Here is a 25088-nt window from a genome sequence, read left to right as displayed (position 1 = left end):
ACCCGCCCCATCCCGGTCAAGGCAAACGGGTTTCACGCCGCGGTAATGGCAGCCATGCGACTATCGAGCAACTCCGACGGGATCGCCATCAACAGCGGCAGCTCCGTCCAGAGCAGCGCCGTCTCGATCGGCCGGTCGGCATAGAGCCGCGACAGCAGGGCGCGATAGAGCGCCAGCTGGGCGAGATGCGCATCGGGCACCTCGTCGAGCGTGCGCGGCGCCGGCCGGTTGGTCTTGTAGTCGACGATGATGACCCGGTCTGGCAGCACGACGAGCCGGTCGATCCGGCCGGAAACCGAGGCCGGTCCGCTCCGCGTCTCGATCTGGCCGGCGATCGGCACCTCGGCCCGGCTCGAGGGGCCGAACAGGTCGGCGAAGGTTTCATCGTCGAGGATCGGCAGGATCCGGTCGAGCAGCCCCTGCCGTTCCGCTTCGCTCCAGTCCTTGCCGATCACCTCCAGATAGCGCGCCGCGATACCGGCGCGCGCCTCGGCGGCATGATCGGGCAGCGCCTGCAGCAGGCGATGGATGACGCGGCCGCGGTCGAGCGCGCTCAGGGCCGCCGGATCGAGCCGGGCGTCGAGCGCCGTCACCGGCGGGAAGGCAGGCTCGGCTTCGGCAAAGCCGACCGCCGCCGACGGCGTCAGCCGTCTCGGCACCGGCGGTACGGCCGGCGGCGGCAGCAGCATCCAGGGTTCCGGCGCGGCGATCACGCGGGCGCCGTCGCTCGCGGCCTCGGCCCGCGCCGGCGCTGCGGCGCGGCTCCAGTCCTGCCGCCATTCGAGGCTGTCGAAACTCTCGGTCGGCAGGTCGACCGGCACCGGCCGACCCTCGCTGCCGAGCGCATCACCGACCAGTTCGTGCCAGAGCCGGTCCGAACCGGTATTCGCCTTCATCGTGCCGCAGACGATCAGGTGATCGCGCGCCCGTGTCAGCCCGACATAGAGCAGCCGGCGATATTCCTCGCGCGCCTTTTCCCTGAGCGTATCGATCGCCGCCTCGACAACATGCGGTTTTCGCGCGCCCGGAGCGACCCAGACCAGCGGCGCGCCATCGGCATCGTCTGGATCATCCGTCAGCGCCACGATCTTCGGATCATGGCTCGCATGCACGGGCTTCGAACCGGTATCGACCAGGAAGACGATATCGGCCTCGAGCCCCTTGGCGCCATGCACCGTCATGACGCGGATCTCGTCGCGGGCGAGGTCGGCATCGCGCTTGATCTGCGTCGCTGCTTCCCGCATCCAGCCGACAAAGCCCTGCAGCGACGGCACGGAGGCCTGCTCATGCGCCAGCGCCTGCGCCAGGAACTCGTCGAGCACGTCGTCCGCCTCCGGCCCCAGCCGCGCCAGCAGTCGCCGGCGGCCGCCATCCGGCCCGAGGATGCGGGCGAAGAAGGCATAGGGGCTCATATGCTCGGCGCGGACACGCCAGGTCTTCAGCTGTGCCGCCGCCCGCATCGCCGCCTCATCCGTCGAGCGATCGAGCGCATACCAGAGCGAGCCGCCGCGCGGATGCGCCAGCTCGAACAGCTGCTCCTCGGTGAGGCCGACGAGCGGGCTCTTCAGCAGCGCCGCCAGCGCCAGGTCGTCGCGCGGCTGCAGCAGGATGTCGGCGAGCGCCATCAGGTCGAGCACGGCGATGTGGCTCGTCAGCGCCAGCCGGTCGGCGCCGGCGACCGACAGTCCCGCCGCCTTGAGGGCGCGGTTGATCGCGTCGGTCTGCGGACCGCGCTTGCGTGTCAGCACCAGGATGCCGCCCTCGCGGATCGGCTTGCCGGTGGCGGCGATCGTGGCCTTGTCCCGCTTCCAGGCGGCGACCGTGCCGGCGATGCGCTCCGCCAGCCGGACTTCCGGGCTCTTGGCGTCGAGATGGTCGAGCGGCGTATGCCAGTCCTCCGGCACCGGAGCCTTGTCGGCCTCGATCGGCGGCCAATAGGTGACGCGGCCGGGATCGAGCCGCCGCGCCGCCGCGTGAACGGTCGGCGACCGTGCCTGCGTCAGGCCGGCATGGGCGTCTTCCGGCTCGAAGATGCGATCGACGGCGGCGAGCACGTCCGGCGTCGAACGGAAGGAAAGCGTCAGCTCGAGATTGTGCCAACGGGCTTTCGCCTGCTCGGCCCGCGCCGAGATCGTCTCGCGCTGGCGGGCGAACCAGGCCGGAACAGCGCCCTGGAACGAATAGATCGACTGCTTCTCGTCGCCGACGGCGAAGAAGGTGCGCGTCACGTCGCGCGCGCTCTGGCCGGAGAAGAACTCGCCGGCCAGCCGCTCGATCACCTGCCACTGGCGCGGGCTGGTATCCTGCGCCTCGTCGACGAGGATGTGGTCGAGGCCGCGGTCCAGCTTGTAGTGGACCCAGGCGGCCGCATCGGCGCGCGACAGAAGATTGGCCGTCTTGACGACGAGATCCTGGAAATCGAGGGCGCCGCGCACCTGCTTGGCCCGCTCATATTCGCCGATCACGGCGTCGCCGAGCGTCAGCAGGGCGCTCGTCACGGCATAGGCCTCGGCGGAGGCGATGCGGTCGAGCAGATAGTCGATGCGCTCGCGTTCGGCTTCCAGCGCTTCCTCGAAGCCCGGCCAGCCGTCGCGGACCGACTTGGCGGCGAGGCTCGAAGTCGCCCTGAGCTTGCCGCCGTCGCTGGTCATCCAATAGGCGAGCCAGGCGGCCGCCCTGCCCTCCTGCGTCTCGGCCGACAGGATCGGCGCCAGCCGGGCGGCGCTCTTCTTGTCGTTGGCGCCGCTCGCCGAAAGCCGGTCGACCAGCCGGCGCAGATCGTCGTCGTCGAACGGGATTTCGGAAGCCAGCCGGTCACGCAGGCTCTCCGCCGTCTCGCCGAAGGCAAGGCCGAGCGCATGGCGCAGGTCGCGCAGGCCGCTGGTGAGATCGCCGGCACCGACGATGAATTCGCGCACCGCGTCGCGCGAGGCGACCAGCGCCGCCAGCGCCGCCTCGATACCCTGATCGCTCGCCGCGTCGAGCACCACGGCGAAGGCCCGGCCGAGCGCCGTATCGGCCTCCGCCGCCGCTCTGGCGATGACGGAACGCTGCGCCTCGGCCGTCAGCACCGACGCGCCGCGATCGTCGAGCACCTCGAAGCTGCCGGCGACGTTCGCCTCGAACGGGAACTGGTGCAGCAGCCGCTCGCAAAAGGCGTGGATGGTCTGGATCTTCAGCCCGCCCGGCGTTTCCAGCGCGCGCGCGAACAGGCGGCGGGCGCTGACGAGATGGGTCGGTGTCGCCGGCGCGCCCTGATAATCAGCGAGGATCGCGGCGAGCTCCGGATCCGGCAGCGTCGTCCAGCCGGCCAGGATCTCGAACACGCGGCCGGACATCTCGGCTGCCGCCGCCTTGGTGAAGGTCAGGCAGAGGATCGAGGCCGGATCGGCGCCGGCGAGCAGCAGACGGATGACGCGGCGCGCCAGAACATAGGTCTTGCCGGAGCCGGCATTGGCCGACACCCAGGCCGAGGCCTCGGGATCGGTCGCCCGCGCCTGCGTATCCTTCGTCTTGTCGTCGACCGAGATCACGCCGCTCATTCGCCCGTATCCTCGCCATCGCTGAGCGACCATTCGCGGATGCGGGCGAGATGATCGTAGGGGCTCTCGTAGCGCGTCTCGAACATCGGCCGGGCTCGCGAAACATAAGCCCGCTTCTCGTCGTCGAAGGCGGCGATCAGTTCGGCCAGCCGCTTGGCTGCCTCGTCGCCCAGCTCGTCCGCCGTCTTGTCCTTGGTGACGGCCGAGGAGAACGGATCACCCTTGCCGACCTTGCCGAGGCCGACCCAACCGAGGACGGACACGGAAACGCCGGCCGGCACCGCCTCGAACCCGCCGCCACGCGCCATCGCGACTTCAAGCGCCAACTGCGGCGCGAGGCCGGTCGAGAGCTGCCGGGCGCTCGGCGGCGAGCCGGTCTTGAAATCGAGGATCTCCAGCCTGCCGTCCTGGCGAAGATCGATGCGATCGGCGCGGCCGGTGAGCTTGAACTCGCCCGCCGGCGCGTTGAACGGCCAGGCCCCGCCGATCTCGGCAAGGCGACGGCCGATCTCCGCCCGGCTCGCCTCCCAGCCGACGAACCAGTCGGCAATCGCCACGAAGCGGGGCCACCACAAGGCATAGACCGCCGGGAAAGGCTCGATGCGGGCGAAGACGCGGCGTCCGATGACCATGAGCTCCGTCAGCGCCGTCGCGTCGAACGGGCCCTTCCAGGCCTGGATAAAATCACCAAGCGCCTCGTGGATCAGCGTGCCGCGCAAGGCCACGTCTGGCACGACGCCGATCGGATCGAGCGGGTCGAGCTTCAGCACCCGCCTCGCATAGACCGCGTAGGGATCGCGGATCAGCGTCTCGATCTCGGTCACCGAGAGGCGGCGCGGCCGCGCCGCGACCGGCGGCCGCGGTTCGGGCCGGCGGATCGGAACCGGCTGCGCCGCATGATCCAGCGCGCGGGCCCAGTCGAGATAGCGCGTCCCCCGCGCGGCGAGCGCCTTCGCCTCGTCCTTGCCGAGCCGCGCCTGCAGCCGCTGCAGCCAGCGCGCCGCCACCGTCGGCGTGCCGCCGCGCCGCTCCGCCCGAGTGACGACGACTTTGCCGGCTGACAAGGCGCTGACGAAGTCATGCGCCGACTGGCCAAGCTTGCGCTCCGGCGCCTCCAGGCCGAGCTCGGCCCGCATCGACCGCGATAGCCACGGATCGGTGCGCGTCTCCGACGGCCAGACGCCTTCATCGAGACCGCCGAGCACCATCAGGTCGACCGTCTGCAATCGCGCTTCCAGCGTGCCCCAGATGAACAGCCGCGGATCCGAGCCCGGCCGGGCCGGGACGCCGACGCCGGCCATGGTCGCATCGAGGAAGCCCGGATATTCGTAGCCTGCCATCACCAGCGCGGCGGCGTCCGGGCTCATCAGGCCGGCCAGCAGCGTCGCCAGCGCCTGCCCCGCCTCGTCGGCCCAAAGCACCTCGTCCGTGCCGTCCTCCTTGGCCGCTACCTGCTTCAGCGCGGCAACGACGGCCGTGGTCAAGGCGGCCGCGTCGGAGGCTTTGATACCGTCCATGAGTCGGCTAAGCGGTTCGAGCGCCGCCACCATGCGGGTGGCGAGCTCGCGTCCCGCCTGCCAGTCTGCCGGGCTGAGCCGCTTCACCGCCGGTGGCGCATAGCGGGCTTCCGGCAGGTCGCGCTCGGCAATATCGAGCGCCTCCACCAGCCCTTCGAGACCGTCGGAAAGCAGGGTGCCGCGAAACAGCACGAGATCCAGAATGTCGATGGCGGCGCGACAGGCCGGGCGGCCAAGGCCGAACGAGGCGAGCGGGTGCTTGGCCAGCGCCAGCAGATCGGGCGGCGCACCATCCGATCGCGCCGCGGCGACCAGCAGGCGGGCGAGCGTTCCCGGCGGCGACGTCATCAGCGGGCGGCCGGCGGAATCGTCGACCGAGAGGCCGAAACGGCCGAGCTCGATGGCGACGCGGCCGGCGAGGCGCCGATCCGGCGTCACCAGCGCCGCCGTCCGGCCCGGCTGCTGGATCGTCTCGCGCATGGCGAGCGCGATCGCCACCGCCTCTTCCTGCTCGGTGCGCGCCACCACCAGCGCGACATCGCCGATCGCGGCGGCGGCGACCGGTGGCGCCACGGCCCAGTTCTCGGTCGTCTCGGCCGGGCGCATCGCTTCCGAGAGCAGCCGCACGCGCTCGGCGATGTCGGGCGACATGGTTCCGATCGTCGCGATCTCGGCCCGCTCGATGGCGATCGTCTCGATCAGCTGCTTCAGGCCGTATTGCGGGTGGCCCGGCGCCGAGCGAGCCGGGCTCGCCACGCCGCCGATTGCCATCCATCCAGTATCGTCGAGCAGCGTGTCGATGCCCGGCAGCACGACGGCGCCGTTCGGCAGATGCGCCACCACGGAGAGGAGTTCGGCGACCGCGGGGATCGAACCGGTTGATCCGGCGGCGATCACCAGCCCGCGCGGCGGCGAGCCGGCCAGGCGTTTCGCCGCCTCCCGGATCAGGTGGTCGCGGCGCACCGACGGGTCGGCCAGGCTGCGTTCCCGAAGGAAGGCCGGCCACTGCTCACCGACGATGCGCAGGAAATCGAGCGAGATCTGCCAGTAGCGGGCGAGATCGTCGGGAACCAGCGTCTCCAGCCGGTCCCAGGCGATGCCGGTCGTCTCGATGTCGTCAATCAGGCGGGCGAGGTCGCCGGCGAGATGGAAGGCATCGGCGGCGGAGGCGGGAACCAGCAGCGGATCGCTCTCGTCGAGCGCGAGAAGCTCGCGCCGCACCGCCCTGCCCCAGGCCAGCGTCAGCCGGGTCAGCACCAGCAGGCGGTCGAGCCGCGAGATCGCCTCGGGCAGGACCAGGCGGTCGGCCGGATCGTCGGCCACGCTCTCGAGGATCTGGTCTTCCTCATCGACGTCGCCGATCGGCCGGATCGCCGGCAGGATGGCGGCCTCGCCGCCGAGCCGGGCCAGGATCTCGGCATGCAGCGAGCGCGCGGCGCGCCGCGTCGGCACCAGGATGGTGATGTCGGCGAGCGCCAGCGGATCCTTAGCCGGATTCGGAAAGGCGCCGAAGCGGCCGGAAAACAGCGCTTCGACGAGGGTCGTCAGGAAAGGCGTACCCGGCGGGATGGTGAAGACGCGCGGGTTGGACCTGGCCATCTTTCCTCAGGCTGCGCTTTCCGACACCGACATCTCGGCCTCGCGAATGGCCTCCGGCGTGCCGACATGCAGCCAGGTGCCGTCCATGCGGACACCGAACAGGCGGCCGTTCTCGATCGCCCGGTCGAACAGGACGTTGAGCGAGAACGAGCCTTCCGGCGCGTCGGCGAACAGGCGCGGCGACAGGATCGCCGTGCCCGAATAGACGAAGGGCGCGACGGTCCGCTCGACGCGACGGGCGAGGCGACCGTCCTTGTCCATGATGAAGTCGCCGGGGCCCGGATATCCGATCGCCGAGACGGTCGGCGCCAGCATCAGCACGGCGTCCATCTGTTCGTCGTCCCAGGCGCGGGCGAGCCAGTCGAGATTGGGACGGGGCCCCTCGATCCAGAACGAGTCCGAATTCATGACGTAGAAGGGCGCGTCACCGAGCAAAGGCAGCGCCTTGGTGATGCCGCCACCGGTCTCCAGCAGGCCGCCGCGCTCGTCGGAGACGACGACCTTCGGGGTCTTGCGCTTCTTCACATGGGTTTCGACGAGATCGGCGAGATAGTGCACGTTGACGACGGCCTGCTCGACGCCGGCATGGGCCAGACGGTCGAGCGCGTGGTCTACCAGCGAACGGCCAGCGATCTCGATCAGCGGCTTCGGGACCGTCGCCGTGACGGGCCGCATGCGCTTGCCGATGCCGGCGGCGAGCACCATGGCGCGCTTGGGATGGTTCGGCGTCTTGAAGATGGGCGTTGGCATGTCGGTCTCGGGCAGTTCCATTGTTCTTGCTTGCGGCATCGGCCCCGACCGGGGCCGTCAATCGTCGAGTGGCAGGTATTGTTCATACCAGAGCGCCAGACCGGAAAGAACCGGATGGCGCATCGACCGCGCGAGATAGCCCCTTACACGGGGAATGTGACGGAGATATTGGGGCTTGCCGGCAGCCTCCGCCAATCGGACAAAACCGCCCAGCACCTTGGTAGCGCGCTGGGCGCCGGAGATGGCATAGGCGGTCCGGAACGCCGCCTCGTCGAACGGCCCCTGCGCCTGCCTCGCCGCGACATAGCGATCGGCCAGTAGCGCTTCCAGCGCCGGATCGACCGAGATGCGGACGTCCTGCAGCAGCGAGGCGACGTCATAGGCGCTGGCGCCGATCATCGCATCCTGATGATCGAGAATACCGATCCGCTTGAGCCCCTCGCGCTCGGGCAGCCAGAGCAGGTTCGGGGAGTGGAAATCGCGCAGCAGCCAGCTCTTCTCGGCGCCGTCGAGCGTCTCATAGAGATCCCGCCAGACGCCAGCGAAGGCCGCTTCGGCCTCGGGCGCGAGCGGAGCGCCAAGCTGCCAGCGCGCATACCAGCGCGGCAGCAGGTCGACCTCGATCGACAGCGCGTCCCAATCGAAGGGCGGAATATGATGAACGCCGCCATCCGGCAGCGGCAGATCGACCGGGCGCGCCGCCGCATGCAGGGCGGCCAGGACATCGACGGCGACGCCATAGCGGGCCGGATCCGGCGCGCCGTCGGCGAGCACGCCCTCATCGCCGAGGTCCTCCACCAGCAGCAGGCCGGCAGGCATGTCGGCGGCCAGAATCTCCGGCGCCGAAAAGCCCGCCGCGCGCAGGCCGTCGCTCATCGCGACGAAGGGGCGGACGCTGGTGGCACGGTGGGCTAGATCGTCATAGGTACGGCCGTCGCGCACCGCCGGGCCGGACGGACGCTCCGGCGCATCCATCAGCACGGCGCGCCGGCCATCCGGCGTTTCGACCCGCTCATAGGCACGCGTCGAGGCGTCACCCTGCAGGTGGCGCCGCACGGCCTGCGTCATGCCGGCAAGATCGAGGAACTGCCGGACGGCCAGGGTGCGCCCAATCCGCTGCGGCCAGTCGCCGCCGCCGGTCAGCGTCGCCAGCCGCCCGGAACCAGCCATGTCGAGGGCGATTTCCAGGTGCCCCGCAGGCAGGCGGTCGCCGGCGCGCTCGGGCCACTCGACCAGCACCACGCCTTCGCTCACCGCCTCGTCGAAACCGATCTCGTCCAGTTCGTCGGCCGAGCCGAGGCGATAGAGATCGAAATGCGCGATCGGCAGCCGGGTTTCGTAGGTCTGGACGATGGTGAAGGTCGGGCTCGGCACCTCATAGCCGGCATCGGCCGCAACGGCGCGGATCAGCGCCCGCGCGAAACTGGTCTTGCCGGCGCCGAGATCGCCGCGCAGCGCGATGACGTCGCCGATGGCGAGCTTGGCGGCGATGTCCTCGGCCAAGCGGATGGTCGCCGCCTCGTCGGGCAGATCGACCCGGATCGGATCGGGGGTGTTCATTCGGCGGCTACGGCCAGCTCGGTCGGGCGGATCGGCAGCCGCACGCTGACGGCCGTGCCGCGCCCTTCCTCGGAGCGGATGCCGACGGTGCCGCCATGCAGCTCGACGAAGCTCTTGACGATGGCAAGGCCGAGGCCGGCTCCGCCGCGCGCGGAGCCGGCGGCGCGGCTCTCGAAGCGGTCGAAGACGGAGGCCAGGAATTCCGGCGGGATGCCGGGGCCGTGATCCTCGACGGAGAACTCGACCGCGTCGGCGGCACGACGCGCCGTCAGCACGATCGAACCGCCATGGGTCGAGAAGCCGACGGCGTTCGAAAGCAGGTTGTAGAGGATCTGCCGGACCCGCTTCTCGTCGGCGACGAAACTGCCGATTCCATCCGGAATGCGGGTTTCCAGCACGATCTGCGCTTCCTGCAGCCGGTCGCGGACGCCCTCGATCGCCGCGGCGATCGTGCGCTCGACATCCACTTCACCGAGATCGAGCGCGATGATGCCGGCGTCGACCGTGGCAAGATCCAGGATGTCGTTGACGATCGCCAGCAGCGATCCGCTCGAGGAGAGGATGTAGCCGGTATATTCCTGCTGCTTCTCGGTCAGCGGCCCGATCGAGACATCGGAGAGGAGCTGGGTGAAGCCGATGATGTTGGTGAGCGGCGAACGCAGCTCGTAGGACACGTGCTGGATGAAGGCGTTCTTCAGGCCGTCGGCGGCCTCCAGCGCTTCGTTGCGATCGGTCAGGGCGCGTTCGACCTGCACTGTGTCGCTGACGTCGATGAAGGTGACCATGGTCTGGCCGCCCGGCAGCGGCACCGTCGCATAGTCGACGACACGGCCGTCCGAGCGCTCCATCCGGCCGTGGCTCGGCGCCCGGCTCTCGTCCATGCCGGCGACGCGGGCGGTGAAGCGGGCCCATTCCTCCGGCGCGTCATGCAGGCGCCGGCAGGCGCGCTCGATCTCGCCGATATGGGGATGGGTCGACAGGAACTTCTGGTCGAGATGCCAGATCCGCGCGAAGGACGGATTGTCCAGCCGCAGCCGGCCGTCGGAGCCGAACACCGCGACGCCTTCGGCCAGATGGTCGAGCGTCTCGCCCTGGACGCGCGACAGCGCGTTGTAGCGGCTCTCCAGCTCCAGCTGCTCGGTGACGTTCTCGTAGATCCAGGTGATGCCGCCCTGCGGATGCGGATTGGCGAGCACGCGCAGCGTCTGGCCATCGGGCAGATGCCACCAGTGCTCGCGCGCGTCGAGCGACTGGTAGGCGACCAGAAGGTCGTTGCGCCAGCTCTTGAAATCGGCCTGTTCCGGCAGGCGGCGGTTGGCACGCATGCGCTCGAGCACCGCGCTTTCGTCCGGCTGGCCGTCGAGGAAGCTGGCATCGAGGCTGAAAAGCGAGCGGAAGGCGGCGTTGTAGGAGCGCAGGCGCCGATCCGAGCCAAACACCGCGACGGCCGTCGCCAGCTGGTCGAGGGTGCGGGCATGGAACTCGACCAGGCGCTTCATCTGGCTCTGGACGGTTTCCAGCTCGGTCGCATCGGTTGCGATGCCGGCGCTGCCGGTTTCCGACACGACGTCGATGACATCGAAGATCCGGCGCGCGCCGGCGACGATCGCCGGCAGCCGCTGCTCGAAGACGGGCTTCTCGGCATGGCCGAGGCGGATCGCCTCGCGGCCGGCCGTATCCAGCAGCTCGAGATGGCGCGCCGCCGCGTCCTGCGGGTCGCGGGCTTCGACGGCGCGGGCGAAGGCGTTGTTGATCCAGCGCAGCGTGCCGTCGGGACCGCGGATCCAGGCCGGCATCGGCGCCGCCTGCAGCAGCACGCGCATCGCCTCGACATCCTCGCTGACGCGCTGATGCAGCGTTTCCAGCTCCGCCAGGGCCAGCCTGTCGCCGGAAAGGTCGCGGAACCGGGCCACGGCGCGACCGCCGGCCGTGCGGCCGACCGCCTCAACATGGCTGCCGTTCACGGTCTCCAGCGAAATGGTGAAGGTCTCGCCGCGCTGGCGCAGGCTTTCGAGCGCCGCGTCGAGCCGGCTGGCGGCGGCCGGCACCAGCCAGGTGCCGAAAGCCAGGAAAGCGGCGCGCTCTTCGGGTGCCGCGCAGGAGCGCGGCAGCCGCCCCATCACCAGCGGCAGCTCGCCCGGTGCGCCCCAGGCGACCATGCGCTGGTCATCGGCGTCGACCAGCGCCTCGGCGCGATCGGCCTTGGCCTTGGAATCGGCCAGCTGGTGGCGGAGGACGGCATTCTCGTTCTCGGCCCGTGCGCGGGCCCGCTGCAACACCGCGACGCCGAGCACGGCGAAGGCAACAACACCCAGAAGCGCGCTCACCAACGCGGTCCTGCCGGCGTCGATCGGTCCGCTGGCGGCCTCGGCGCCCGTCGACGAGACGGCCAGCACCGTGGTGGTCAAAGCGGTGGCGGCGAGCATGGTCCGGCGCAACGTCGGAACGGCGGAACTCCAGCGGCGAGCGCCGCGAATCCCATCCAAATTCCTGCGATGCCAAAGCATGCGGGCAGGTCCTTCCGCCGTCAGAGTAATGAAATCGACCCGTTTCGGCGCCGACGACAAACTACGGCCACTCACGCGAATCATCCCCAATGTAGCGGGTCGGGGAATCGAGTGTGAAGCCGATGACGCCGAGAAAAAGGCCATGCGGGATGCCCGCATGGCCTGGGAGTGTCAGATCATCGTGGTTAACCGCCAGTTAATCCGGCGAGACGTCAAAATATTGCGTCTGAAGCCCTACCGAACCACGACAGGTAGCGACCGGCTGCGGCCGATCGTCAGACCCGAATTTATCGGTCAGTAACGATAGTGATCCGGCTTGAACGGACCGGTCTCGGCGACGCCGATATAGGCCGACTGCTTCTCGCTGAGCTTGGTCAGCTTGACGCCGATCTTGGCGAGGTGCAGCGCCGCGACCTTCTCGTCGAGGTGCTTCGGCAGCGTGTAGACCTTCTTCTCGTACTGGCCAGGCTTGGTCCAGAGCTCGATCTGGGCCAGCGTCTGGTTGGTGAAGGACGCCGACATCACGAAGCTCGGATGGCCGGTGGCGTTGCCGAGATTGACCAGGCGGCCTTCCGACAGAAGGATGATCCGCTTGCCGCCGGCGAATTCAACTTCGTCGACCTGCGGCTTGACGTTGTTCCACTTCAGATTGCGCAGCGCCGAGATCTGAATCTCGCTGTCGAAATGGCCGATGTTGCAGACGATCGCCCGGTCCTTCATGGCGCGCATATGGTCGATCGTGATGACGTCGACATTGCCCGTCGCGGTGACGAAGATATCGGCGCGCGGCGCGGCGTCCTCCATTGTCGTGACCTCATAGCCTTCCATCGCCGCCTGCAGGGCGCAGATCGGATCGACTTCGGAGACGAGCACGCGGCAGCCGGCCTGGCGCAGCGAGGCAGCCGAACCCTTGCCGACGTCGCCGAAGCCGGCGACCATCGCGACCTTGCCCGACATCATGACGTCGGTGCCGCGGCGGATGCCGTCGACGAGCGACTCGCGGCAGCCATAGAGATTGTCGAACTTCGACTTGGTGACCGAGTCGTTGACGTTGATCGCCGGGAAGAGCAGCGTGCCCTTCTTCTGCATCTCGTAGAGACGATGCACGCCGGTGGTCGTCTCTTCGGTGACGCCCTTGATCGAGCGGGCGATCTCGCCGTACCAGCCGGGCTTCGAAGCCAGGCGCTTCTTGATCGCGGCGAAGAGGACTTCCTCTTCCTCGTTCTCGGGCTTGTCGAGGAAGGCGGTGTCGCCGCCCTCGGCGCGCAGGCCGAGATGGACCAGCACGGTGGCGTCGCCGCCATCGTCCAGGATCATGTTGGGAACGCCGCCGTCATGCCATTCGAAGATGCGGTGCGTGTATTCCCAGTAGTCCTCGAGACTCTCGCCCTTGATGGCGAAGACCGGGACGCCGGACTGGGCGATCGCCGCGGCGGCGTGATCCTGGGTCGAATAGATGTTGCAGGACGCCCAGCGGACGTCGGCGCCGAGCGCCTTCAGCGTCTCGATCAGCACGCCGGTCTGGATCGTCATGTGCAGGGAGCCGGCGATGCGCGCGCCCTTCAGCGGCTGCGACGGGCCGAATTCGGCGCGCACGCTCATCAGGCCGGGCATCTCGGTCTCGGCGATCGAGAGTTCCTTGCGGCCCCAATCGGCGAGGCCGATGTCCTTGATCGCGTAATCGTTGGCGGCAGCCATCTTGCTGATCTCCGTGCGTTGGATATGTCGCGCTTATAGCGGAGACTACGCCTGGCAGCAATCAGGATATAAAGATGTCTTTATGTGGCAGCCGGGAGCGGTGGCTATTCCTCTTCGCCGAAGCGGTTCGCCACCAGCTCGGCGATGGCGGCCAGCGCCGCCTCGGCGTCCGGCCCTTCGGCGGAGACGCGGATCGAGGAGCCGATGCCGGCCGCGAGCATCATGAGGCCCATGATCGAGGTGCCGCCGACCGTGTTCTGGTCCTTGGAGACGGAGATCTCGGCGTCGAAGACATCGGCGCACTGGACGAACTTGGCCGAGGCGCGCGCGTGCAGTCCCTTGCGGTTGACGATCGGCAGATCGCGGAACAATCCGGGGGCGTCGGCTTCGGTTTCGGACATGCTCTGCGCTTCAGTGCCCCGCCAGGACCTGGCTGGCGACGTTGATGTATTTTCGGCCCGCTTCCTGCGCGCCGGTAATGGCATCGGCGAGCGACTTGTCGACACGCACACTGGCGAGCTTGATCAGCATCGGCAGGTTGACGCCGGCGATCACCTCGATGCGCCCGGCCTCCATCACCGAGATGGCAAGATTGGACGGTGTGCCACCGAACATGTCCGTCAGCAGGATCACCCCGCTGCCGTCATCGACGCCGAGCACGGCCTCGAGAATGTCCTGACGCCGACGCTCCATGTCGTCCTCGGGACCAATGGCGATGGTCTCGAACTGCGTCTGGCGACCAACCACGTGCTCCAGGGCCGCCCGGAACTCGGTAGCGAGCTGGCCGTGGGTAACAAGGACGACGCCGATCATGCCCTTCGATTACCTGCTTTTCTCAGTTCAGCCCCGAACCGGAGCCATGAATCACATCGGAACCACTGGTGCCCAGCGGCCGGCCCGAACGGGGCGGAACGGCGCCGCATCTTGACCGAACCTTGCCGCAACGCAAGAAAAAAGCGGGCACATTCCTCAAAACCCGAACAATACTAAACAATCGCGGCGCGGAACGCCAATGCCGCCCGCACCCGAATCCAGCCGTCGCTCTGGCCGACCGGAAGGGCCAGGCGACGCAGCGTGATTCCCGCGATTTCCGCGCGCATGTCGGCCGGCTCCGGCAGGCGCGGGCAGCGCTCCATCGGCTCGAGGTCGACGACCAAGTCGATCACCGCCGCGTCAAAATGCGGCACTGCAACAATTCCCTGGCCGCGGATCTCCAGCAGGCCCGCCAGCCGCTCCGGCGCCCGTGCCCGCAGCCGGCCCGCCTCGGCCGCGACATGGACGCGATCGTCGGCGATCAGCCGGTTCGCCTGCCGGTCGGCCAGGATCAGCGCCAGGAGAAGCGAGGATTTTCCGCAGCCGGAGGGCCCGCGCACCAGCACACCGGCGCCGTCGACCCACACCGCCCCGGCATGGATCGTGGCCGGCGCCATCACGTCGCCGTCCGCCGCTGTCATGACGACGCCGAGGGCAGCCGGACCGTGAAGCGCGCGCCGACGATCTCGGCGCGGTCGGCCTTGGTCGCCTTGCCCTTGGAGCGGTTCTCCGCCCAGATCCGGCCGCGATGCGCCTCGACGATCTGCTTCGAGATCGACAGGCCGAGGCCGGAATTCTGCCCGAACGCCTCCTGCTCGGGCCGGTCGGTATAGAAGCGCTCGAAAATGCGCTCGACCTGCTCGGCGCGGATGCCCGGCCCGTCGTCGTCGACGACGACGTCGACCGAGGCGCCGCTGCGCCGGACCATCACCCGCACGCTGCCGTCCGGGCGACAGAAGGAACGGGCATTGTCGATCAGATTGGTGAAGACCTGCGCCAGCCGGCTATCATGACCAAGAACGACGAAGGCATCCGGCTCTTCCGCTTCCGCCACTTCGAGCGTGATGCTCGGTCCGTCCGGCTGCGAGGTGTCGCGTGCCATCGAGACGACCGCCTCGACGACGGCGGCGACATCGACCGGCGCCGCGTCCTGGCGAGCGAGCTCGGCATCGAGGCGCGACGCGTCGGAGATATCACTGATCAGGCGGTCGAGTCGGCGCACATCGTGCTGGATGATGTCGTTCAGTCGCTTCTTCGAGGCCGCCGTCTTGGCGAGCGGCAGCGTCTCGACGGCGCTGCGGAGCGAGGTCAGCGGGTTCTTCAGCTCATGGCTGACATCGGCCGCGAAGCTCTCGATCGCCTCGATCCGGTTGAACAGCGCGCCGGTCATGTCGCGCAGCGCCTGCGACAGGTGGCCGATCTCGTCGCGACGGTTGGAGAAGTCCGGGATCTGCGGCCGCGCCGTGACGCCCCGGCGCACGCGGTCGGCGGCGTCGGCGAGCCGGCGCAGCGGCACGGCGATGGTGCTGGCGAGCAGGATCGAAAGCAGCACGACGACGCCGGCCGAGACCAGGAAGACGCGGACGATCGCCATGCGCTCGGCATGCACGATCTGGTCGATGTCGCCACCCTGGGTCGACAGCAGCAGCACGCCGAGCACCGAGCGATAGCGCTGGATCGGCACCGCCACCGAGACGATCAGCTCGCCGCGATCGGTGATGCGGACGATCGAGGACGGGCCGCCGTCGAGCGCGGTGGCGACTTCCGGATAGCCGCGGCCGTTCGAACCGCCGAGCTCCTGATAGATCGGCAGGTCGTCGCGCTGCAGATGGACGTTGACCCACTGCCAGATGCGATCGAGCAGCGCCGGCTCCTCGTCGGCCGGCGGCAGGTCGAAGCGCAGGATCTGGCCGCGCGAATAGAGATGGCGCGAATCGAGCACCAGGCTGCCGTCGCGATCATAGATGCGGGCGCGTGTGCGGGTCGGCGAGATCAGCCGGCGCAGCACCGGCGCGACGCGCTCGGGATTGATCGGGAAATCGAGGCCTTCGATCGAGTTTTCGCCCGGCATCAGGCTTTCGCCGGCCTGCAGTTCAAGCAGCTTGTCGGGGTCGATCGACAGATTGTTGGTCTCGACCGTCGCCGAGGCGGCGACGGCGCCGGCGATGATCTCGCCCTGTGTCAGCAGGCTCTCCAGCCGCGCATCGATCAGCCCGGCCCGGAACTGATTCAGGTAGAGGATGCCCGAGACGAGAACGATAAGCGCCGCGAGATTGAGGATGATGATCCGGCGCGTCAGGCTCGAAAAGGCGTGCGGCCCGATCGAGCGCAGCATGCGGCCGAGGCCGCGACGCCACATCCGCACGCGCAAGCGCCATGGACGCCTGCGCGGTGCAATCGGCTCCTCGATGCTGATCGTCATGCCTCTCCCGAGCCCGACTGCCGTCAGGCCTCCTTGAAGCGGTAGCCAACGCCGTAGAGCGTCTCGATCATATCGAAATCATCGTCGACGACCTTGAACTTCTTGCGCAGCCGCTTGATGTGGCTGTCGATGGTGCGGTCGTCGACATAGACCTGATCGTCATAGGCGGCATCCATCAGGGCGTTGCGGCTCTTGACGACGCCCGGGCGCTGCGCGAGCGCGTAGAGGATCAGGAACTCGGTGACGGTCAGCGTCACCGGCTGGCCGTTCCAGGTGCAGGTATGGCGCTCCTGGTCCATGGAAAGCGCGCCGCGATCGAGATTGCGGGCGGCATCCGGCACCTTATTGTTGGTGGGCGCGACGGCCTCGCGCGGCTGGAAGCGGCGCAGCACCGCCTTCACCCGCTCGACCAGGAGCCGCTGCGAGAACGGCTTCTTGATGAAATCGTCGGCGCCCATCTTGAGGCCGAACAGCTCGTCGATCTCGTCGTCCTTCGAGGTCAGGAAGATGACCGGCAGATCGGTGCGCTGGCGCAGGCGGCGAAGCAGCTCCATGCCGTCCATCCGCGGCATCTTGATATCCAGGATGGCGAGGTCCGGCAGCGACTGCTGGAAGCCGTCCAGGGCGGAGGCGCCGTCCGTGTAGGTCTGGACGCGATAGCCCTCGGACTCCAGTGCTATCGACACGGAGGCGAGGATGTTTCGATCGTCGTCGACCAATGCGATCGTCGGCATAGATGGGCTTCTCCCGAAAGCGTGCCCGCATGGGCGTTGACCGGCCTGAAGCAGCAGGCATGAGCGTAACCTGACGGCCCCCGCCTAAACGTCGCAGGATTACGCGGAAAATATGGCGTGCAAACTAGCGGATTTAAACCCGTGACGCCAATCGACCGGGAAAGCTCCATCAAATGAGAGACATACAAATATGATGATGATAATCATCTTTAGAACGCGTCTGTTCTCAAGGAAGGCAATATGCTCGACAATCCCCCTTTCGATCCGATCGCAACCGGCCGCGCCGTCATCCGCAGCGCCATCGCCGGAAGCCTGGCGACGCTCGATGAAGCCGGCAACCCGTTCGCGACGCTGGTCACGATCGGGCTCTATCCCGACGGCCGGCCGATCCTCAGCATTTCGGACCTCGCCGCGCACACCCACAATCTGAAGCGCGACCCGCGCGCGTCGCTGCTCCTGGTCGCTCCAGGCGGCGAAGGCGGCAATCCGCTGGCCGGCGCCCGCATCACGCTGGTCGGCACGTTCGAGAAGACCGAGGATCCGGTCGCCGCCTGGCGCTACGCCCTGCACCAGGGCAAGGCCGCCCGCGCCTCCGCCCTGCCCGGCTTCCACTATTACGCGATGAACGTCACCAGCTCGCACCTCGTCGCCGGCTTCGGCAACATCGCGCAAGTCCCGGCCAAGGATCTCATCCCCGATTACTCGGATTGCCAGGAACTTCTCGACGGCGAGAAGATGGTCGTCGAGCATATGAATGACGATCATGCCGAGGCGATCGGCCTCTACGCAACCAAGTTGCTGAATTTGCCAGCCGGCGCCTGGCGCATTACCGGCTGCGACCCGGATGGTATCGACATTGCTACCAGTGAATTGCGCGCCCGCTTGCCTTTCCCGACGAGAGCAACCACGGTCGGACAGGCCGGAGGTCATCTGAAATTGTTCGCAAAACAAGCGAGATCGATGGAATAACAATGCCATTTTGCAAACAAATAGAATTTTCTGTTTGTTTGGAGATCAAAATATTCGATCTCAAGTCACCTGTTGCTTTGTCTCGGTCGATTAAATCGATTTAATCGGCTCGCGATAACTCAAGCGGTGCGGTTTTTGTTGCAGTCGCGAAATCCGATCCTCTAGGTTCTGGCCTGTCGGCGGCATTGCCCGCCGATAGAGCCGGTGCGGCCCGCTATTGCGGCGCACCCTTTCCCGGAGCGAGGCCTCGCAAAGGAAGCGAGCGCCTCTCAGAGGAGACGACCCGTGACCGAGAACGGCATTCGCAATCCTGCCCATGGCGCCGACCAGTTCGGCTTGAAGTGGCTGGCCGGTCTCTACTGGAACTATGGGGCGCCGGCGCTTTATGAGGAATCACTGCGGCGTGGCGAGGCCCTGGTCTCGGTCGACGGCGCGCTGACCGTCGAGACCGGCATCCATACGGGCCGCTCGCCGCAGGACAAGTTCGTCGTCCGCGATGCGCTGACGGAAAACGCCGTCTGGTGGGACAACAACAAGGCGATGTCGCGTGCGCATTTCGACACGCTGCAGGCCGACATGCTGGCGCACGCCTCGGGTCGCGAATTGTTCGCGCAGGACCTGCAGGGCGGCGCCGACCCGGCCGAGAGCGTCGCCGTGCGCGTCTTCACCGAGAAGGCCTGGCACTCGCTGTTCATCCGCAACCTGCTGATCCGCCCCGAGGCGGAGGCGCTCAAATCCTTCGTGCCGAAGCTCACCATTCTCGACCTGCCGAGCTTCAAGGCCAATCCGGAACGGCATGGCTGCCGGACGGAGACGGTGATCGCCTGCGACTTCACCCGCGGCATCGTGCTGATCGGCGGAACGTCCTATGCCGGCGAGATGAAGAAGGCCGTCTTCACCTATCTGAACTTCACCCTGCCGCCCAAGGGCGTCATGCCGATGCACTGCTCGGCCAATGTCGGCCCCGACGACGATGCCGCCGTCTTCTTCGGCCTGTCGGGCACCGGCAAGACGACGCTGTCGGCCGATCCCAAACGCACGCTCATCGGCGATGACGAGCATGGCTGGGGACCGGAGGGCATCTTCAATTTCGAGGGCGGCTGCTACGCCAAGACGATCAAGCTCTCGGCCGAAGCCGAGCCGGAGATCTTCGCGACGACCCAGCGCTTCGGCACCGTGCTCGAGAATGTCGCGATCCATCCGGTGACGCGCCAAATCGACTTCAACGACGCCTCGAAGACCGAGAACACCCGCGCCGCCTACCCGCTGCATTTCATCCCGAATGCCAGCGAGACCGGTCGGGCCGGCCATCCGAAGACGATCGTCATGCTGACCGCCGACGCCTTCGGCGTGATGCCGCCGATCGCCAAGCTGACGCCGGAACAGGCGATGTACCACTTCCTCTCCGGCTACACCGCCAAGGTCGCCGGCACGGAGAAGGGCGTCACCGAACCGCAGGCGACGTTCTCGACCTGCTTCGGGGCGCCGTTCATGCCGCGCCACCCGGCCGAATACGGCAATCTGCTCCGTAGCCTGATCGCCGAGCACGGCGTCTCCTGCTGGCTGGTCAACACCGGCTGGACCGGCGGCGCCTATGGCGTCGGCCGCCGCATGCCGATCAAGGCGACGCGGACGCTGCTGTCGGCCGCTCTCGACGGCTCGCTCGACAGCGGGCGCTTCTACACCGACCGCACTTTCGGCTTCCAGGTGCCGACGGATGTCGCCGGCGTCGAGCCGCATATCCTGCATCCGCGCAAGACGTGGCAGGACAAGGCCGGCTATGACGCGCAGGCGGCCAAGCTGGTCGGCATGTTCCTGAAGAACTTCGAGAAGTTCGAAAGCCATGTCGACGCCGAAGTGACGGCCGCCGCGCCCGGCACGATGGTCGCCTGATCCGGCCGCGCCCTTTTCGAAGGGCGTCTCGTTCAGTACGCTCCCTGGCTGTTCCAAGCAGCCTGGGAGCCTCCGATGCCACCGCCGATCCCGGTCGAACTCCTGCCCCACTCGCCGCTCTGGCGCGAGGCCGCGGCGCGGGAAGGCCAACGCCTCGCCGACACGCTCGGCCCGCTTCTGGTCGCCGTCCACCATATCGGCTCGACCGCCATCCCCGACATCGCCGCCAAGCCGATCCTCGACCTGATCCCGGAAGTCCGCTCGATCACCGCGCTCGACGCTTTCGCGCCGCAGTTGCGCGCGCTCGGCTATGAATGGTGGGGCGAATACGGCATGGCGGGGCGGCGCTACGCCACCCTTACCGATGGCGCCACGGGCCAACGCTGCGTCCAGCTGCACGCCTTCGAAGCCGGCTCGCCCGATATCGAACGCCATCTCGCCTTTCGCGACTTCCTCCGCGCCGATCCCGCCAAGGCACGCGCATACGAAGCGATGAAGCTGCAAAGTCGCGACCAACATCCTGATGATTCACACGCCTATTCGGATGCGAAATCGGCATGGATCCAGGCGACGGAGGCCGCGGCGCTCGCCTTCTACCGCTCGCGCTGACCGACGCTCCACCCCGACATGCAAAAGGGCCCGGCGATTTCTCGCCGGGCCCTTTCTCGTTCGTACGGAAGTGCAGCGATTACTCGCCGGCGGCTTCCGTCTTTTCCTTGATCTCTTCGCCGGTCGTCTGGTCGACGACGCGCATCGAGAGACGGACCTTGCCGCGCTCGTCGAAGCCGAGCAGCTTGACCCAGACCTTGTCGCCTTCCTTGACGACGTCCTGGGTCTTCGCCACGCGCTGGTTGGACAGCTGCGAGATGTGGACCAGGCCGTCCTTGGCGCCGAAGAAGTTGACGAAGGCGCCGAAATCGACGGCCTTGACGACGGTGCCCTGGTAGATGGCGCCGACTTCCGGCTCCGCGGCGATGCCCTTGATCCAGTTCAGCGCGGCGGTGATCGCCTTGCCGTCCGAGGAGGCGACCTTGACGGTGCCGTCATCGGAGATGTCGATCTTGGCGCCGGTCTTTTCCACGATCTCGCGGATGACCTTGCCGCCCGAACCGATCACTTCACGGATCTTGTCGGTGGGGATCTGGATGACTTCGATGCGCGGGGCATGCTCACCGAGCGACGGGCGCGCGGTGGTCAGGGCCGTGGCCATTTCGCCGAGGATGTGCTCGCGGCCACCCTTGGCCTGGTCCAGAGCGACCTTCATGATCTCTTCGGTGATACCGGCGATCTTGATGTCCATCTGGAGCGAGGTGACGCCCTCAGCCGTGCCGGCGACCTTGAAGTCCATGTCGCCGAGGTGATCCTCGTCGCCCAGGATGTCGGAGAGGACCGCATAGCGATCGCCTTCGAGGATCAGGCCCATGGCGATACCCGCCACCGGACGCTTCAGCGGCACGCCAGCGTCCATCAGCGACAGCGAGGTGCCGCAGACGGTTGCCATCGAGGACGAGCCGTTCGACTCGGTGATCTCGGAGACGACGCGCAGCGTGTAGGGGAACTCGTGGTGGTTCGGCAGAACCGGGCGGACAGCGCGCCAGGCGAGCTTGCCGTGACCGATTTCGCGACGGCCGGGCGAACCCATGCGACCCGTCTCACCGACCGAGTAGGGCGGGAAGTTGTAGTGCAGCAGGAAGGTTTCCTTGTAGGTGCCTTCCAGCGCGTCGATGAACTGCTCGTCATCGCCGGTGCCGAGCGTCGCGACCACGAGGGCCTGCGTCTCGCCACGGGTGAAGATGGCCGAGCCGTGGGTGCGCGGCAGCACGCCGACTTCCGAGACGATCGGACGGACCGTCTTCAGGTCGCGGCCGTCGATGCGGCTGCCGGTGTCGAGGATATTCCAGCGAACGATCTTCGCCTGGAGCTCCTTGAAGACGGCGCCGATCTTCTCCTTGTCGAAGCGGGGCTCTTCACCTTCCGGGAAGAAATGCGCGGTCACCTTCGCCTTGACGGCGTCGACGGCGGCATAGCGATCCTGCTTGACGGTGTTCTTGTAGGCGGCGCGGAGCTCGGTCTCGGCGATGCCGAGCATCTCCGTCTCGATCGCCGACAGGTCGGCCGGGACGAAATCGCGCGGCTCCTTGGCGGCCTTCTCGGCGAGCTGGATGATCGCGTCGATCACCGGCTGGAAGCCGCGATGACCGAACATGACGGCGCCGAGCATCGTCTCTTCCGAAAGCTCCTGAGCTTCCGACTCGACCATCAGCACGGCGTCCTGCGTGCCGGCGACGACGAGATCGAGCTTCGAGCCTTCGTTCTGCTCGAGCAGCGGGTTCAGCACGAACTCGCCGTCGACCAGGCCAACGCGGGCGGCGCCGACCGGGCCCATGAAGGGCACGCCGGAGATCGTCAGCGCGGCCGAAGCGGCGACAAGGGCGACGATATCGGGATCGTTCTCGAGGTCATGCGACAGAACCGTCGTGACGACCTGCGTCTCGCAACGGAAACCGTTCGGGAACAGCGGGCGGATCGGACGGTCGATCAGGCGCGAGGTCAGCGTCTCCTTCTCGGAGGGACGGCCTTCGCGCTTGAAGAAACCACCGGGGATCTTGCCGGCGGCAAAGGTCTTTTCCTGGTAGTTCACCGTCAGCGGGAAGAAATCGATACCCGGCTTCGGCTGCTTGGCGGCGACGACAGTCGCCAGAACGGTCGTCTCGCCATAGGTAGCGAGCACGGCGCCGTCAGCCTGACGGGCGACCTTGCCGGTCTCGAGAACGAGCGGGCGACCGCCCCATTCAATTTCGACGCGTTGGACATCGAACATGGCAATTCCTTTCCTGCGCGGATGCGCCAAAAGAGCCATGAGCAAGACGGCTAGAGGCTTTCGACCTTAGACAAGGAAAAAGCATCCGGCGATCCTGCCATGGCTCGACCGCTGATCCGCGGGCAATGTGCGCGGCAGCCCCATGCCGCCGCGCCGTACGGGCGTCTTTGGAGGCGGGCCTTGGGCCCGCCTGTCTCAGCGACGCAGGCCGAGGCGCTCGATGAGCGTCTTGTAGCGCTGCTCGTTCGTCTTCTTCAGATAGTCGAGCAGGCTACGGCGCTGGCTGACCATCTTGAGAAGGCCGCGGCGCGAATGGTTGTCCTTGGTGTGGCCCTTGAAGTGCTCGGTCAGGTTGGCGATGCGCTCGGAGAGCACCGCGACCTGCACTTCCGGCGAGCCCGTATCGTTCTCGACGGTACCGTATTCCTTGATCAGTTCCGCCTTACGGGCAGCTGTGATCGACATCGGGTATCCCTTTCTTGGGGTTCTCGACCCGGCTTTCGCCGGGATCTGTCAAAATTGAACCGGACGCCGCGCTATCCCGGACAAGCCGGCTGACCGGCAGTGTCGCGCCATGGCGCAAGAGGTGGCGTCACGATCTCCGAATGCACGCGATCGGCTGTTGCCGTCGCGGTCGCCGCGGGTCTGGCGGCCAGTGCCGGGATGTCGTCCAGCACGGTCACAGCGCCAAGCGGCTACGCCCGAAAGGTCAGATGACCCTCCGGGAGCGCGGCCTATATGGCTGAATTAGCGGTCAATAGCCAGCGGAAACTTGAGACGGCGCCGCTCAGCCGCCGACGAAGACGCGCGAGGGATGGAACTCGCCGCGCTCGACTTCGCCGATCGCCACCAGCGTGCCGCCGACGGTCGCGAACACGGTTTCCCCGTTCGCCGGCGCATCGCGGCCGCGCAGCAGCACGCTCTGGCCGTTGCGGAGCCGGGCCGCGTCCGTATCGTTCAGGCGCACTTCGAGCAGATCGCGGAGCGCCAGCTCAACCGGGCTCATCACCTGATCGCAGGCGTCGGAACCGCCCTCTTCCTGCAAGGCGCGGAGCTGGTCGAGCTTGACCATGGCCGCTTCCTCGAACGGTCCGACCAGCAGCCGGCGCAGACCGACGACATGGCCCCGCGTGCCGAGCGCCCGCGCCATGTCGCGGGCGATTGCCCGCACATAGGTGCCCTTGCCGCATTCGGCGGCGAAGACGGCGGTGTTCTCGTCCGGCATCTCGACCAGGTCGAGCCGGTGGACCTGGATCGGCCGGGCCTCGAGCACGACGTCCTCGCCATCGCGCGCCAGGTCATAGGCGCGCGCGCCCTCGACCTTGATGGCGGAGAAGGCGGGCGGAACCTGCAGGATCTCGCCGATGAATTCGGGAAGGATCGCCTCGATCGCGGCACGCGTCGGCCGGACGTCCGAGACGGCGACCGGCTGGCCCTCTGCGTCGTCGGTGCGGGTTTCCTCGCCCCAGCGCACGGTGAAACCGTAGATCTTGCGGCCGTCCATGACGAAGGGGACCGTCTTGGTCGCCTCGCCCAGCGCGATCGGCAGGCAGCCGGTCGCCAGCGGGTCGAGGGTACCGGCATGACCGGCCTTCTGCGCCCCGAACAGGCGCTTGACGACGGAGACGGCCTGGGTCGACGTCATGCCGAGCGGCTTGTCGAGATTGAGCCAGCCGGAAACCGGCCGCCCCTTCTTCTGGCGTTGCGAGGCCATGATCTACTCTTCGTCGGAGGCGTCGTCGTCGCGCGGGGCGGACTCGATGTCCTGGCGGACGACCGGATCCGTGCGCAGCAGCGCGTCGATCCGCGCGCCTTCCGCGAAGGAGGTGTCGACCTTGAACTTCAGATCCACCGCGAATTTGAGATCGATCCGGCGGGAGACTTCACCGCGCAGGAACTTGCGGTGGGTGTCGAGCGCCGCGACGACGGCGTCGGCATCCTTGCCGCCGAGCGGCATGATATAGCAGGTCGCGAGCTTCAGATCGTTCGAGACCCGGACTTCCGGCACCGTGACGATGACGCCGTCGAGCGCCGGCTCGTTCAGGCTGCCGCGCGCCAGGATTTCCGACAGCGCATGGCGCACGAGCTCGCCGACGCGCAGCTGGCGCTGGCCGGCGACGCCGATCTTCTTACCATTGGCAGCCGTTCTGGCCATTTCGGGAATACTCCATCGCACCGTTCAAACGGCGCGTGCGGGCCGCTCTCGCGCTGCCCGCCTCAAGCCGCGGCATCCGCCCGGCCGAACCATCGGAAACGGGACGAA

Annotated in this window: 18 protein-coding genes; 3 read left to right on the top strand and 15 right to left on the bottom strand. The window is 67.6% G+C overall.

Features of this window, described 5'->3' with window-relative positions; translation table 11 throughout:
- Window positions 1–32 precede the first annotated feature (32 nt).
- The 11 genes from addA to G342_RS0106385 form a co-directional block, all read right to left on the bottom strand.
- Window positions 33–3542, bottom strand: coding sequence for a double-strand break repair helicase AddA (addA, locus tag G342_RS0106440; RefSeq protein WP_018182294.1), 3510 nt, complete (start codon window positions 3540–3542; stop codon window positions 33–35).
- Complete coding sequence (addB, locus tag G342_RS0106435; RefSeq protein WP_018182293.1) at window positions 3539–6658, bottom strand: double-strand break repair protein AddB; 3120 nt, start codon at window positions 6656–6658, stop codon at window positions 3539–3541. The genes addA and addB overlap by 4 nt, the downstream gene beginning before the upstream one ends.
- A gap of 6 nt (window positions 6659–6664) precedes the next feature.
- Complete coding sequence (locus G342_RS0106430) at window positions 6665–7408, bottom strand: nucleotidyltransferase family protein (RefSeq protein WP_051094148.1); 744 nt, start codon at window positions 7406–7408, stop codon at window positions 6665–6667.
- 57 nt (window positions 7409–7465) lie between these two features.
- The gene (locus G342_RS0106425; RefSeq protein WP_018182291.1) at window positions 7466–8968 is read right to left on the bottom strand and encodes a bifunctional tRNA (adenosine(37)-N6)-threonylcarbamoyltransferase complex ATPase subunit type 1 TsaE/phosphotransferase; all 1503 of its coding nucleotides are present in this window, start codon (window positions 8966–8968) and stop codon (window positions 7466–7468) included.
- On the bottom strand, window positions 8965–11394 hold the full coding sequence (locus G342_RS0106420; RefSeq protein ID WP_018182290.1) for a sensor histidine kinase: 2430 nt from the start codon (window positions 11392–11394) through the stop codon (window positions 8965–8967). The genes G342_RS0106425 and G342_RS0106420 overlap by 4 nt, the downstream gene beginning before the upstream one ends.
- Window positions 11395–11769: 375 nt before the next feature.
- A complete protein-coding gene (gene ahcY / locus G342_RS0106410; protein WP_018182288.1) occupies window positions 11770–13173 on the bottom strand; it encodes an adenosylhomocysteinase in 1404 nt (467 codons plus the stop codon).
- Window positions 13174–13277: 104 nt separating this feature from the next.
- On the bottom strand, window positions 13278–13574 hold the full coding sequence (locus G342_RS0106405; RefSeq protein ID WP_018182287.1) for an HPr family phosphocarrier protein: 297 nt from the start codon (window positions 13572–13574) through the stop codon (window positions 13278–13280).
- Between the two features lie 10 nt (window positions 13575–13584).
- Window positions 13585–13986, bottom strand: a complete 402-nt coding sequence (locus G342_RS0106400; protein WP_018182286.1) for a PTS sugar transporter subunit IIA — start codon at window positions 13984–13986, stop codon at window positions 13585–13587.
- A gap of 173 nt (window positions 13987–14159) precedes the next feature.
- Window positions 14160–14603 carry an HPr kinase/phosphorylase gene (locus G342_RS0106395; RefSeq protein WP_018182285.1) on the bottom strand — a complete coding sequence of 148 codons (444 nt, stop codon included), beginning with the start codon at window positions 14601–14603 and terminating at the stop codon, window positions 14160–14162.
- Between the two features lie 20 nt (window positions 14604–14623).
- A complete protein-coding gene (locus tag G342_RS0106390; RefSeq protein WP_018182284.1) occupies window positions 14624–16408 on the bottom strand; it encodes a sensor histidine kinase in 1785 nt (594 codons plus the stop codon).
- A 23-nt stretch (window positions 16409–16431) separates the two neighbouring features.
- Window positions 16432–17142 carry a response regulator transcription factor gene (locus tag G342_RS0106385; RefSeq protein ID WP_018182283.1) on the bottom strand — a complete coding sequence of 237 codons (711 nt, stop codon included), beginning with the start codon at window positions 17140–17142 and terminating at the stop codon, window positions 16432–16434.
- A gap of 240 nt (window positions 17143–17382) precedes the next feature.
- Between G342_RS0106385 and G342_RS23455 the strand changes: the two genes are divergently transcribed.
- The 3 genes from G342_RS23455 to G342_RS0106370 all read left to right on the top strand — a co-directional run bounded on the left by G342_RS23455 (window position 17383) and on the right by G342_RS0106370 (window position 20613).
- A complete protein-coding gene (locus tag G342_RS23455) occupies window positions 17383–18111 on the top strand; it encodes a HugZ family pyridoxamine 5'-phosphate oxidase (RefSeq protein WP_018182282.1) in 729 nt (242 codons plus the stop codon).
- Window positions 18112–18396: 285 nt separating this feature from the next.
- Window positions 18397–20004: a phosphoenolpyruvate carboxykinase gene (locus G342_RS0106375; RefSeq protein ID WP_018182281.1), complete on the top strand. Its 1608-nt coding sequence runs from the start codon at window positions 18397–18399 to the stop codon at window positions 20002–20004.
- A 75-nt stretch (window positions 20005–20079) separates the two neighbouring features.
- Window positions 20080–20613 carry a GrpB family protein gene (locus tag G342_RS0106370; protein ID WP_018182280.1) on the top strand — a complete coding sequence of 178 codons (534 nt, stop codon included), beginning with the start codon at window positions 20080–20082 and terminating at the stop codon, window positions 20611–20613.
- 79 nt (window positions 20614–20692) lie between these two features.
- On the opposite strand, the gene pnp is transcribed toward G342_RS0106370, so the two are convergent.
- The 4 genes from pnp to rbfA all read right to left on the bottom strand — a co-directional run bounded on the left by pnp (window position 20693) and on the right by rbfA (window position 24980).
- Window positions 20693–22825, bottom strand: a complete 2133-nt coding sequence (pnp, locus tag G342_RS0106365; RefSeq protein WP_018182279.1) for a polyribonucleotide nucleotidyltransferase — start codon at window positions 22823–22825, stop codon at window positions 20693–20695.
- A gap of 195 nt (window positions 22826–23020) precedes the next feature.
- Window positions 23021–23335, bottom strand: a complete 315-nt coding sequence (gene rpsO, locus G342_RS0106360) for a 30S ribosomal protein S15 (RefSeq protein WP_281170444.1) — start codon at window positions 23333–23335, stop codon at window positions 23021–23023.
- 277 nt (window positions 23336–23612) lie between these two features.
- On the bottom strand, window positions 23613–24539 hold the full coding sequence (gene truB, locus G342_RS0106355) for a tRNA pseudouridine(55) synthase TruB (protein WP_018182277.1): 927 nt from the start codon (window positions 24537–24539) through the stop codon (window positions 23613–23615).
- Between the two features lie 3 nt (window positions 24540–24542).
- Window positions 24543–24980: a 30S ribosome-binding factor RbfA gene (gene rbfA / locus G342_RS0106350; protein WP_018182276.1), complete on the bottom strand. Its 438-nt coding sequence runs from the start codon at window positions 24978–24980 to the stop codon at window positions 24543–24545.
- Window positions 24981–25088: the final 108 nt, after the last annotated feature.

The sequence above is a fragment of the Kaistia granuli DSM 23481 genome, assembly GCF_000380505.1.
Lineage (GTDB): Bacteria > Pseudomonadota > Alphaproteobacteria > Rhizobiales > Kaistiaceae > Kaistia > Kaistia granuli.
The sequence above is the reverse complement of the archived record's forward strand: the minus strand, read 5'-3'. Positions and strand labels throughout refer to the sequence as shown.